Genomic DNA, 12,172 nt, shown 5'->3' with positions numbered 1-12,172 from the left:
GGCCGCGCCGCGCCGTTGCGCCCGGCGGGCGCCTCGCTGCCCGCCGCTGCCGCGGCGGCGGCCGCCGCCGCGGTCTCCGGCAGCGGGGCGGCGAGGATGGCGGCGATCTCGGGGCGCGGCTCGGTGGTGGGGGCGCAGGGCCCGGGAAGCTCCTTGGCGCGCACCGCCCCGGTGATCCACGCCCGGTCCAGGACGCGCCGCTCGTCGGCCTCGGCGACCAGGTCCTCGGACTGGTTGTAGTCGCCGTCGGCGGCCTGGACCGCCCACAGGTGGACGGCGACGCCGTGCTCCTTGGCGGACATCAGCCCGGGCAGCAGATCGCCGTCTCCGGTGACCAGCACGATGTCGGAGCAGGCGCGGTTGCGGGCCAGCTCGGTCAGCTCGGCGTGCATGGCGGCGTCCACGCCCTTCTGCGCCCAGCGGCCGTCGCTGCGGGTCAGCGCGCCGAGCCGGACGGTGACGCGGGGCATCACGCGCAGCCGCCGGTGTTCGGGCTGCGGTACGCGGTCGGGGGCGCCGTCGAACCAGTAGATGCGGAGCAGCGGGCGCTCGGTCTCGGCCTCGGCGCGCTCCCGCAGCCCCTGGATCAGGGTCGCGTGATCGACGGAGATACGGGAGCGGGCGGGCTCCCCGGCCAGCAGGCTCGCGGCGGCGCCCAGCAGATAGCCGGCGTCCACCAGGACGACGCAGCGGTCCACGTTCCACCCTCTTTCCTGAAGTCCAGTCGTCGGTCGCCCCCCGACACAGCCGTGCCCCGGATCTCTTCTTCGTCCTCCCTTCGAGTCTGCCCGACCGTACGGGGGTTATCAGTCCGAACTGGATCACCGGCGTGGCGGATACGGTCTCCTCGGCAAGACCGCCCTTCTCACTCACGGTAATTGCCCGAAATGCACGGGTCACCAAGGCGTGTCACTGTTTCTTCCCGGGGGCTGATCCCAACTGGAGGCACACCACCATGGGTAAGAACAAGAACCGCGATCGCAAGCAGCAGCAACAGCAGAACCGCGGTCAGGCCGACCAGACGCAGCAGCCCCCGAGGGAAGCGCAGTCCCAGCAGATGCCGTCGGAGGGGTCCCCGTCGACGGCGCGCAAGGGCCGCCAGAAGAGTTTCGGCCACAACTGACCGCCGCCCATGAGCGATTGAGGGGCGCGCCCGGCAGGCGGGCGCGCCCCTCAGTTGTTCACCGGGTGCTCAGCCCGCCAGGCAGGAGGCTCCCAGCAGCACCTTGAGGTCGCCGAAGAGCGCCGGGTCAGGGGTGACCCGGTGCCGGTCGAGCCGCAGCACGGTGGTCTTGCGCGCCCCTTGCAGCTTGATCCGTACCTCGGTGGAGCCTCGGTGGTGGGTCAGCACCTCGCCCAGCTTCTCGATCAGCGGCGGGGTGACCTTGACGGTCGGAATGGTGATCGTCACGGGGGCGTTGGTGCCCGCGTCGGACAGGTCGGGGACCATCAGCTCCATGGCGACCAGCCGCGGAATGTCCTCGCGCTTGTCGAGACGGCCCTTGACGAAGACGACGGCGTCCTCGATGAGCTGGGTGGAGACCAGCTGATACGTGGCCGGAAAGAACATGCACTCGATGGACCCGGCCAGGTCCTCGACGGTCGCGATGGCCCAGGCGTTGCCCTGCTTGGTCATCTTGCGCTGCAGGCCGGAGATGATGCCGCCGATGGTGACGATCGCGCCGTCCGCGTGCTCACCGCCGGTGAGCTGGGAGATCGCGGCGTCGGCCTTGTCGTTGAGGATGTGCTCGATGCCGAAGAGCGGGTGGTCGGAGACGTAGAGGCCGAGCATCTCGCGCTCCTGGGCGAGCAGATACGTCTTGTCCCACTCGATGTCGGAGAACTCGATGTCGAGCCCGAAGCCCGGTGCCTCCCCGTCTCCGCTCTCGCCGCCCATGCCGCCGAAGAGGTCGAACTGCCCCTCGGCCTCCTTGCGCTTCACCGCCACCACGTTGTCGATCATCGTTTCGTAGTGCGCGGTGAGGCCCTTGCGGGTGTGGCCCATCTCGTCGAAGGAACCCGCCTTGATGAGCGATTCCGTGGTGCGCTTGTTGCAGACGACCGCCTCGACCTTGTCCAGGTAGTCGGGGAACGAGCTGTACTTCCCCTTGGACTTGCGGCCGCGGATGATCGCGTCCACCACGTTCTGACCGACGTTACGGACCGCCGTCAGGCCGAAGAGGATCACATCGTCACCCTGAGCGGTGAAGTTGGCCTCGGACTCGTTGACGTTCGGAGTGAGCACCTTGATGCCCATGCGGCGGCACTCGTTGAGGTAGACCGCCGACTTGTCCTTGTCGTCACGGACCGAGGTGAGCAGCGCCGCCATGTACTCGGCGGGGTAGTTGGCCTTGAGGTACGCGGTCCAGTAGGTGACCAGGCCGTACGCGGAGGAGTGCGCCTTGTTGAACGCGTATCCGGCGAACGGGACCAGCACGTCCCACACGGCCTGGATGGCCTCGTCGGAGTAGCCGCGCTCCCGGCAGCCCTTCTGGAAGGGCACGAACTCCTTGTCCAGGACCTCCTGCTTCTTCTTGCCCATCGCCCGGCGCAGCAGGTCGGCCTGTCCGAGCGAGTACCCCGCGAGCACCTGGGCGGCCTTCTGCACCTGCTCCTGGTACACGATGAGGCCGTAGGTGATGCCGAGGACCTCCTTGAGGGGCTCCTCCAGCTCGGGGTGGATCGGGGTGATGTCCTGCTGCCCGTTCTTCCGCAGGGCGTAGTTGATGTGCGAGTTCATGCCCATCGGGCCCGGCCGGTAGAGGGCCGAGACGGCGGAAATGTCCTCGAAGTGGTCGGGCTTCATCATGCGCAGCAGGGACCGCATGGGGCCGCCGTCGAACTGGAAGACGCCGAGGGTGTCGCCGCGGCAGAGCAGTTCGAAGGTCTTGGGGTCGTCCAGGGTGAGGTCGAGCATCTTGAGGTCGACGCCCTTGTTGGCGCGGACCATCTTGACCGCGTCATCCATGATGGTGAGGTTGCGCAGGCCCAGGAAGTCCATCTTCAGCAGGCCCAGCGACTCACAGGTGGGGTAGTCCCACTGGGTCACGACCTGGCCGTCGTTCTTCGGCGAGAACACCGGGACGTGGTCGGTCACCGTCTCGCTGGACATGATCACGCCCGCGGCGTGCACGCCCATCTGACGGACCAGGCCCTCGATACCGCGCGCGGTATCGATGACCTTCTTCACGTCCGGCTCGTTGTCGTACATCCCGCGCACCTCGCCCGCCTCGCTGTAGCGGGGGTGCTTCTCGTCGGTGATGCCGGAGAGCGGGATGCCCTTGCCGAGGACGTCGGCGGGCATGGCCTTGGTGATGCGGTCACCCATCGCGTACGGGTAGCCGAGCACACGGGCCGAGTCCTTGATCGCGTTCTTGGCCTTAATCGTGCCGTACGTGCCGATCTGGGCGACCTTGTCGGCGCCGTACTTCTCGGTGACGTACCGGATGACCTCACCGCGCCGACGCTCGTCGAAGTCGATGTCGACATCGGGCATGGAGACGCGCTCGGGGTTGAGGAACCGCTCGAAGATCAGCCCGTGCTCGACCGGGTCGAGGTCGGTGATGCCCAGCGCGTACGAGACGATCGAACCGGCCGCGGAGCCTCGGCCCGGGCCCACCGCGATGCCGTTGTTCTTGGCCCACATGATGAAGTCGGCGACCACGAGGAAGTACCCCGGGAACCCCATCTGGATGATGACGTCCATCTCGTACTGGGCGAGCTTCTCCCGGTCCTCGGGGACGCCGCCGGGGAAGCGCTGGGCCATCCCCTTGCGGACCTCCTCCTGGAACCAGGTGACCTCCGTGTACCCCTCGGGCACGTCGAAGCGCGGCATCAGGTCGCGCTTCTCGAACCAGCCCGAGGCGTCGATCTGCTCGGCGACCAGGAGGGTGTTGCGGCAGCCCTCCTGCCAGGCGTCCGAGGAGTCGATGGCGTACATCTCCTCCGTGGACTTCAGGTAGTAGCCGGTGCCGTCGAAGCGGAAGCGGTCCGGGTCGGAGAGGTTCTTGCCGGTCTGGACGCACAGCAGCGCGTCGTGCGCCACGGACTCGCGGGAGTAGGTGTAGTGCGAGTCGTTGGTGACCAGCGGCGGGATGCCCAGCTTCTTGCCGACCTCCAGCAGCCCGTCCCGGACCCGGCGCTCGATCTCGATGCCGTGGTCCATCAGCTCCAGGAAATAGCGGTCCTTGCCGAAGATGTCCTGGTACTCGGAGGCCGCCTTCACCGCCTCGTCGAACTGGCCGAGCCGCAGCTTGGTCTGCAGCTCACCCGACGGGCAGCCGGTGGAGGCGATCAGCCCTTCGGACCACTGGGCGATGGTCTCCTTGTCCATCCGGGGCCACTTGACGAAGTAACCCTCCATATAGGCGTCGGAGGAGAGCCGGAACAGGTTGTGCAGACCGGTCTTGTTCGCCGCCCAGATCGTCTTGTGGGTGTAACCACCGGAACCGGAGACGTCATCGCGCTTCTGGTGCGGCTGACCCCACTGGACCCGTCGCTTGTAGCGCCGCGACTCCGGCGCGACATACGCCTCGATGCCGATGATCGGGGTGACCCCGGCTCCCGTCGCCTGCTGGTAGAAGTCATACGCACCGTGGAGGTTGCCATGGTCGGTCATGGCGATGTGCGTCATGCCCATCTCGTTGCAGGCGTTGAACATGTCCTTGAGCCGCGCCGCACCGTCCAGCAGCGAGTACTGGGTGTGGACATGCAGGTGCGTGAAGGGCGGCTTGGTCACGGTGGCAGACCTCCGGCGAACGGTCGATGACAGCTGGGTGGGACAGGACCGAAGGTTACCCCTCCGGACTGACAGCGGACGGGCGCGGGCGAGTAGCCTCAGACGGTGATCCTCTCGGGATCCTCCAGCCCGTCACGCACGTCGGAATGTACGTCGGACGGGATGAAAAACACCCTGTCGTATGAGTCACCACGCCGTAATCCCCATGCCCCAGGAGGCGCTACGCGATGTCGACCCAGCAGACCCAGGCGGAACAGCGCGGCGAGCACATCCTCGCCGTCTTCGACACCGCCTTCGGCGAGCTGCTCGCCGCCGACCCGGCCGCCTTCCGCGTGAAATTCCGGAAGATGGCCGCCTCGGCGTTCGCCTTCTACCGGGGCACGGCGTGCCTGTTCTACTCCGACGTGGAGCGCGAGCGCGCCGGGGGGCCGTACCTGGACGACCGCACCAGCCGGGTGTGGATCCACGGTGACCTCCACGCCGAGAACTTCGGCAGCTACATGGACGCCAACGGGCGTCTGGTCTTCAACGTGAACGACTTCGACGAGGCGTACGTCGGCCCCTTCACCTGGGACCTCAAGCGCTTCGCCGCCTCCGTCGCGCTCATCGGCTACACCAAGGCGCTCAGCGACGAGAAGATCACCGAGCTGGTGCGCATCTACGCCGCCGCCTACCGCGAGCGGATCCACGCGCTGGCCACCGGCGCCAAGAACGACGAGGTGCCGCCCTTCACGCTGGAGACGGCCGAGGGCCCGCTGCTGGACGCGCTGCGCGTCGCCCGCTCGCTGACCCGCTTCGGGCTGCTCGACTCGATGACCGAGATCCGCGACTTCGAGCGCCGCTTCTCGGCGGGCGGCGGCTCCATCGAGCTGGACGCCGCGACCCGCTACAAGGTGCTGGCCGCCTTCGACGGCTATCTGGAAACGCTTCCCGAGTCCAGTCTCGCGCGTCCGGACTCCTACCGCGTGAAGGACGTCGTGGGCCGCCGGGGCATCGGCATCGGCAGCGCCGGGCTGCCCTCGTACAACATCCTCCTGGAGGGCAACAGCGACGCCCTGGAGAACGATGTGGTGATCTACATGAAGCAGGCGCAGACCCCGGCGGTCTCCCGGCACATCACCGACGAGCAGGTCCGTTCGTACTTCCACCACGAGGGCCACCGCACGGTGATCTCGCAGCGCGCCCTCCAGGCGCACGCCGACCCGTGGCTGGGCTGGACCGAGCTGGACGGGGCCGGGCAGCTGGTCGCCGAGGTGTCGCCGTACGCGGTGGACCTGGACTGGAGCGACATCGACGACCCGGCCGAGATCGCGGCCGTCGTCGCGGACCTCGGACGGGCGACGGCCACCATGCACGCCGCAGCCGACGACCAGAGCGGCCACTCGCTGGTGCCGTTCTCCACCGAGCGCGCCATCGACGCGGTGATCGCCGCCGACGAGGACGGCTTCGGGGAGCTGCTGGTGGACTTCGCCCACACCTACGGCGCCCAGGCCCGCACCGATCACCAGATCTTCGTGGACCTCTTCCGCAACGGCCGCATCCCGGGGCTCTGAGCAGGGCCGCGGGGCGGCAGCGGGGTGTCCGCCGGGCGGGCACCCCACGGCCCTGATGCCGCTCTTGATGTCACTCCTACAGGCGAACGTGGCACAATCCGACCTTATGGACGCGATGGGCAGCGCCGCCGTCACGGGCGGCACCGGGCCCCGGCTGAGGGCCCTGCGCGCGGCGCTCTTCACAGCGCTGTGCGTCACCCTGTCCTCGGCGTCCCATGTGCTGCTCTCCCGCGTCCCGCTGCCGCTGTCCACGGTCGCCGTGGTCGCGGTGGCCGTCTTCGCCCTCGCGTACGCGCTCGCGGGCCGGGAGCGGGGCTTCTGGGGCATCGCCGCGCTGCTGGTCCCGCTGGAGCTGGCCGCCGACACGATCTTCACCACGGGCCAGGACGCCTGTTACGGCCAGTCCGGCGGCCCGGTGGCCGGCCCCCTGCGCTCCCTCGGCGTCGACCTGCTCTGCCGCAGCGGTGACGTGGGCACCCCGCTGGCCGGGATCACCCATCCGGGGGGCGGCACTCCCCTGTCCGCCACCGTCAGCTCCGCCACCCCGTGGCTGCTGCTCGCCGTGCACATCGTCATCGGGCTGGTCGCCTCGGCCTGGCTGCGGCGCGGTGAGGCCGCCTTCGGGCGGCTGCTCGGGGCCCTCGCCGGTTTCACCTTCCGGCCCCTCCTGCTGGCCGCCGCGGTCGTCACCGCGGCTCTGCGGCCCAGCGAGCCCGCCGTGCTGCCGGTGCGCCCGGCGCGCCCGGCCCCCGCGCTCCCCCTTCTGGTGCACTCCGTCGTGCGTCGTGGACCGCCCTGTTCAGCAGCCGCCTGAGCACAGCGTTTCTCTTCCACGTACGCATCTTTGACCGACGCAGAACGACGGAGATCGATCCATCATGAGCAACCGCAACAGCCACCAGAACAAGCAGGCCGCGCGCGAGCGGCTGCGCGCCGAGCGTGAGCGCCAGGCCAAGAAGGAGCGGACGCGCCGCCAGTTGTTCGTCGGCGGCGCGGTCCTCGCGGTCCTCGCGATAGCGGGCGGCATAGGCTACGCCGTCACCAACATCAACACCGATGACGTCAACCAGAAGTGGCGGACGGCCGCCGAGAAGAAGACGATGGCGAAGCCCGCCAACACCAGCGGTGCCCAGGGCACCACGGTGGTCATCGGCGACAAGAAGGCCAAGAACACCCTGCACGTCTACGAGGACATGCGCTGCCCGGTCTGCGCCCAGTTCGAGAAGTTCACCGGGCCGACCGTGCTCAAGGACATCGAGGACGGCACCTACAAGGCGCAGTTCACGATGGGCACCTTCCTCGACGACAACAAGCAGATGCCGGGCGCCGGCTCGAAGAACGCCCTGAGCGCGCTCGGCGCGGCGCTCAACGTGAGCCCGCAGGCCTTCCTGGACTACAAGACGGCGCTCTACTCCCCGAAGAACCACCCCGAGGAGACCGACGACGCCTTCGCCGACGACCAGAAGCTGATCGACGTCGCCCAGCAGGTCAAGGAGCTGAAGGGCAACGCGGCCTTCGAGAAGGCCGTGAAGAAGGGCACCTACGACCGGTGGGCGCTGGCCATGTCCAAGTCGTTCAACGAGGCCAAGGACGTCGACGGCACCCCGGCCTTCAAGCTCAACGGCAAGGTGCTGGAGACCCCCCAGAAGAACCCGCCCATGACGCCGGACCAGTTCACCCCGCTCGTCCAGCAGAACCTGAAGAAGTAACCGCCGCCGCGCCACCGGGTCGCCGCCGCCGGGTCCACGCGGGCGCGCCCTCCCGGGAACACCCCGAGGGCACGCCCGCCGACCCGGCGGTGACCCCGCGGCGACGCATGGGCGAACTTCCCCCGGAAGCCCTGCCCTTCGGACTTACTTGCCAGTAATGTCGTCGGTCGTGACCGACGCCAAAAACCACATATCCCGCCGCAGCGCCGTCACGGCCGTAGCGGCCACCGCCGCCCTGCTGCCAGTGGCCGCCCAGTCGGCCGCCCACGCCGACACCGGCCCCGCCTTCCTGCACGGTGTCGCCTCCGGCGATCCGCTGCCCGACGGCGTCCTGCTGTGGACGCGCGTCACCCCCGCCCCCGACGCCGTGCCCGGTTCGGGGCTCGGTCCGGCCGTCGAGACCGGCTGGGAGGTCGCCACGGACCGGGAGTTCCGTACGGTCGTGGCGCACGGCACCACCAAGACCACCGCCTCGGCCGACCACACCGTCAAGGCCGATGTGCGCGGACTGCGCCCGGCCACCGACTACTTCTACCGCTTCCGCGCGGACGGCGGCGCGTACTCCCCCGTGGGGCGCACCCGCACCGCACCGGCGGCCGGCGCCGCGCCCGACGGGATCCGCTTCGGCGTGGTCTCCTGCGCCAACTGGGAGGCGGGCTGGTTCTCCCCATACCGCCATCTCGCCGACCGCGCCGACCTGGACGCGGTCCTGCATCTGGGCGACTACATCTACGAGTACCAGAGCGGCGAATACCCCGACGCGAAGAGCGTCGTCCGCCAGCACGCCCCCACCCACGAGATCACCACCCTCGCCGACTACCGCACCCGGCACGGCAGATACAAGACCGACGCCGACCTCCAGGCGCTGCACGCCGCGGTCCCGGTGATCGCCATCTGGGACGACCACGAGTTCGCCAACGACGCCTGGTCGGGCGGGGCCGAGAACCACACCCCCGGCACCGAGGGCGCCTGGGCGTCCCGGATGGCCGCCGCCAAGCAGGCGTACTTCGAGTGGATGCCGGTGCGCCCCTCCACCGAGGGCACCACCTACCGGCGGCTGCGCTACGGCACCCTCGCCGACCTCCACCTGCTCGACCTGCGCTCGTTCCGCTCCCAGCAGGCGGGCGTGGGCAGCGGCGCGGTGGACGACCCGGAGCGCACGGTCACCGGGCGCGCCCAGCTCGACTGGCTCAAGTCCGGGCTCTCCGCCTCGGACACCGCCTGGCGGCTGGTCGGCAACTCGGTGATGATCTCGCCGGTCGCCTTCGGCTCGCTCTCCGCCGAACTGCTCGCCCCGCTGGCCGAACTCCTCGGGCTGCCCAAGGAGGGTCTGGCGATCAACACCGACCAGTGGGACGGCTATACGGACGACCGGCGCGAACTGCTCGCCCACCTCACCCAGAACGCCATCGGCAACACCGTCTTCCTCACCGGTGACATCCATATGGCGTGGGCCAACGATGTGCCGGTGAAGGCCGCGACCTATCCGCTCTCCGACTCGGCCGCGACCGAGTTCGTGGTCACCTCGGTGACCTCGGACAACCTGGACGATCTGCTCCACGTACCGGCGCACACCGTCTCGCTGGCCGCGGCCGCCGCCCTCCGGGCCGCCAACCGCCATGTGAAGTGGCTGGACATGGACGCGCACGGCTACGGCGTGCTCGACGTCACCGCCGAGCGGGCCCAGATGGACTACTACGCCGTCTCCGACAAGACCGACCCCGACGCCACCGCGTCCTGGTCCCGGTCCTACCGCACCCGCTCCGGCACCCAGCGCGTCGAGCGCGCCGACCGGCCGGTGTGATCTATCCCAGCTCGTCGAGGAAGCCGAGCGCCACCCGCCAGGTGGCCTCGGCGGCCTGCGCTTCGTAGTCCGGCAGCTCCGGGTCGGTGAACAGATGCCCGGCCCCCGGATACCGGAAGACCTCCACATCGGCCCCGATCCGCCCCATCCGCAGATACCAGGCGTTCAGCCAGTCATGCGGCTCGAACGGGTCGGGGTCGGCGACGTGCAGCTGCACCGGCAGCTCGTCGGTCGTCGTGTCGTCCGCGATGTCCGAGGTCCCGTGCAGCAGAAGCAGCCCGCGCGCCTTCTCGTCGGCCAGCGCCAGGTTCTGCGCGATCGAGCCGCCGAGCGAGAAGCCCGCGTAGATCAGCCCCCGGTCCGAGACCGGCGCGGCCGCCCGCACCGCCCGCTTCAGCAGCTCGTCCCCGCCGATCTCCTCCTTGAGGGCCATGCCCTCCTCGGCGGTGTCCGCCGTCCGCCCCTCGTACAGATCGGGTACGAGCACCTCGTGCCCCGCGGCACGCAGCCGGTCCGCCGCCGCGTGCACCGCGGGCCGCAGGCCGTACATGGAATGGAGGAGCAGGATCGGGGAACGGGACACAGTAGTCACTTCCTAGTGGGTGGAACGCGCTTCGCCCATCGTGCCAGGTAAGGCCCGGGAAGGCGGAACCGAGAACCTCCGGCGGAAGGACGAGGAAGATCTTCATGGAGGACGTGCTGCGTCCGCTCATCGTCATCGGCGGCTCCCTCGCCATCACCCTCTTCATCGGCTGGGGAGCCGACTGGCTGTTGCGGCGCATCGACGCCCGGCACCCGGAGACCCCGCTGTGGGACCTGCTGCGCGGCTGTCGGCTGCCGCTCCAGGTGACGGTGTGCACGGCGCTGCTGCGGGGCTCGTACGAGACGATCAACGCGGAGGTCATCACCACCCACCACACGGCGATCGGACGACTGCTCACGCTGGTACTCATCGCGGCGACCGCCTGGCTGGTGATCCGCGGCTCCGGGGCCATCGTGGAGTCCTCGTACTCCCGCTACGCCGCCAGCGCGCACGACGCGGCGCGGGTGCGGCGGGTGCGCACCCAGGTGACCCTGATCCAGCGCGTGGTCGCCGCGGTGGTCGGGGTGGTGGCGGCGTCGGCGATGCTGCTGACCTTCCCCGCGATGCGTGCCGTCGGCACGTCGATGCTGGCGTCCGCCGGAATCCTGGGCATCGTCGCCGGTGTCGCCGCCCAGTCGACGCTGGGCAACCTCTTCGCCGGGCTGCAGATCGCCTTCGGCGACATGGTGCGGATCGGCGACACGGTGGTGGTCAACGGCGAATGGGGCACGGTCGAGGAGATCACCCTCACCTTCCTGTCCGTGCGGACCTGGGACGAGCGCCGGATCACCATGCCGGTGTCGTACTTCACCAGCCAGCCGTTCGAGAACTGGTCGCGCGGCGGTGCCCAGAAGACCGGCACGGTCCTCTTCCACCTCGACCACCACGCCCCGATCGAGGAGATGCGGACGAAGCTGCGCGAGATCGTGCAGGAGTCGCGGGCCTGGGACGGGCGGGACTGGAGCCTGGTCGTCACCGACACCAGCCCGAGCACCATCGTGGTGCGCGCGCTGATGACCGCGCGCGACTCCGACGACGCGTGGACGGTGCGGTGCGACGTCCGCGAGCGGATGATCACCTGGCTACGCGAGCAGCACCCATACGCCCTCCCCCGCATCACCACAGCCCCCGCCCCCCAACCCCACCTCCCCACCCAACCCGCCCACACCGACCCCCCACACGAGGACCACTTCGCCCGCTTCGACAACGGCTTCCGCAAGAGCTAGCCCCCCCCCAGATCACGCCGCGCTCCCGAGCCACGCACAGAGGCACGACCCCGCCACGGGGGCGGAGCCCCGGCGAGCTCCCGGGCGCACCCCAGGCAGGGCCAGGTCACAACCCCGAGCGGGGTCCCGGGCACAGCCCAGACGGGGCCCAGGGCGCACCCCCAGGCGGGGGCCGGGGGCGCAGCCCCAGGGCAGGTCCGAGGCGCACCCCCAGGGCAGGGTCCAGGGGCACAGCCCGAGGGCAGGATCCGAGGCGCACCCCCAGGCGGGTCCCAGGGGCACAACCCCAGGCAGGCTCCAGGAGCACAGCCCGAGGGCAGGATCCGGGGGCGCAGCCCGAGGCAGAGCCCCGGGCGGGGGCCGGGGGGCGCAACCCCAGGCAGGGACCGGGGGCGCAGCCCCAGGGCGGGGTCCAGGGGCACAGCCCGAGGGCAGGATCCGGGGCGCAGCCCCAGGGCGGGGTCTAGGGGCGCAGCCCCGGGCAGGGTCCGGGGCACACCCCCAGGCGGGGTCCAGGGGCACAGCCCGAGGGCAGGATCCGGGGCGCAGCCCCAGGGCG

Annotated in this window: 9 protein-coding genes; 6 read left to right on the top strand and 3 right to left on the bottom strand. The window is 69.9% G+C overall.

Features of this window, described 5'->3' with window-relative positions; genetic code table 11:
• The coding region (locus ACFV9T_RS41840) for an NYN domain-containing protein (protein WP_385448936.1) at nt 1–698 on the bottom strand (698 nt) is incomplete at its 3' end.
• Between the two features lie 257 nt (nt 699–955).
• On the opposite strand from ACFV9T_RS41840, the gene ACFV9T_RS41835 reads away from it, so the two are divergent.
• A complete protein-coding gene (locus tag ACFV9T_RS41835; RefSeq protein ID WP_385448934.1) occupies nt 956–1,123 on the top strand; it encodes a hypothetical protein in 168 nt (55 codons plus the stop codon).
• 69 nt (nt 1,124–1,192) lie between these two features.
• Here ACFV9T_RS41835 and dnaE read toward each other — a convergent pair whose 3' ends face one another.
• On the bottom strand, nt 1,193–4,738 hold the full coding sequence (gene dnaE / locus ACFV9T_RS41830; RefSeq protein ID WP_385448933.1) for a DNA polymerase III subunit alpha: 3,546 nt from the start codon (nt 4,736–4,738) through the stop codon (nt 1,193–1,195).
• Nucleotides 4,739–4,965: 227 nt separating this feature from the next.
• Between dnaE and ACFV9T_RS41825 the strand changes: the two genes are divergently transcribed.
• The 4 genes from ACFV9T_RS41825 (at nt 4,966) to ACFV9T_RS41810 (ending at nt 9,804) form a co-directional block, all read left to right on the top strand.
• Nucleotides 4,966–6,291 carry a DUF2252 domain-containing protein gene (locus tag ACFV9T_RS41825; RefSeq protein ID WP_385448931.1) on the top strand — a complete coding sequence of 442 codons (1,326 nt, stop codon included), beginning with the start codon at nt 4,966–4,968 and terminating at the stop codon, nt 6,289–6,291.
• Nucleotides 6,292–6,406: 115 nt separating this feature from the next.
• Complete coding sequence (locus ACFV9T_RS41820; protein ID WP_385448937.1) at nt 6,407–7,105, top strand: hypothetical protein; 699 nt, start codon at nt 6,407–6,409, stop codon at nt 7,103–7,105.
• A 64-nt stretch (nt 7,106–7,169) separates the two neighbouring features.
• Complete coding sequence (locus ACFV9T_RS41815) at nt 7,170–8,000, top strand: thioredoxin domain-containing protein (RefSeq protein WP_385448929.1); 831 nt, start codon at nt 7,170–7,172, stop codon at nt 7,998–8,000.
• A 157-nt stretch (nt 8,001–8,157) separates the two neighbouring features.
• Nucleotides 8,158–9,804, top strand: coding sequence for an alkaline phosphatase D family protein (locus ACFV9T_RS41810; protein ID WP_385448928.1), 1,647 nt, complete (start codon nt 8,158–8,160; stop codon nt 9,802–9,804).
• A gap of 1 nt (nt 9,805) precedes the next feature.
• Here the strand turns inward: ACFV9T_RS41810 and ACFV9T_RS41805 are convergent, their stop codons facing one another.
• Nucleotides 9,806–10,387 carry a dienelactone hydrolase family protein gene (locus ACFV9T_RS41805; protein ID WP_385448925.1) on the bottom strand — a complete coding sequence of 194 codons (582 nt, stop codon included), beginning with the start codon at nt 10,385–10,387 and terminating at the stop codon, nt 9,806–9,808.
• A 104-nt stretch (nt 10,388–10,491) separates the two neighbouring features.
• Between ACFV9T_RS41805 and ACFV9T_RS41800 the strand changes: the two genes are divergently transcribed.
• On the top strand, nt 10,492–11,613 hold the full coding sequence (locus ACFV9T_RS41800) for a mechanosensitive ion channel family protein (protein WP_385448923.1): 1,122 nt from the start codon (nt 10,492–10,494) through the stop codon (nt 11,611–11,613).
• Nucleotides 11,614–12,172 lie beyond the last annotated feature (559 nt).

The sequence above is a fragment of the Streptomyces sp. NPDC059850 genome (assembly GCF_042731515.1).
GTDB lineage: Bacteria > Actinomycetota > Actinomycetes > Streptomycetales > Streptomycetaceae > Streptomyces.
This window is presented reverse-complemented; position numbering and strand designations above follow the sequence as displayed.

Bases quoted from the DNA above. Each gene is read 5' to 3' on its own strand.
- ACFV9T_RS41815 (WP_385448929.1), top strand. From the start codon at position 7,170: ATGAGCAACCGCAACAGCCACCAGAACAAGCAGGCCGCGCGCGAGCGG.
- ACFV9T_RS41800 (WP_385448923.1), top strand. From the start codon at position 10,492: ATGGAGGACGTGCTGCGTCCGCTCATCGTCATCGGCGGCTCCCTCGCC.
- ACFV9T_RS41820 (WP_385448937.1), top strand. From the start codon at position 6,407: ATGGGCAGCGCCGCCGTCACGGGCGGCACCGGGCCCCGGCTGAGGGCC.
- ACFV9T_RS41835 (WP_385448934.1), top strand. From the start codon at position 956: ATGGGTAAGAACAAGAACCGCGATCGCAAGCAGCAGCAACAGCAGAAC.
- ACFV9T_RS41810 (WP_385448928.1), top strand. From the start codon at position 8,158: ATGTCGTCGGTCGTGACCGACGCCAAAAACCACATATCCCGCCGCAGC.
- ACFV9T_RS41825 (WP_385448931.1), top strand. From the start codon at position 4,966: ATGTCGACCCAGCAGACCCAGGCGGAACAGCGCGGCGAGCACATCCTC.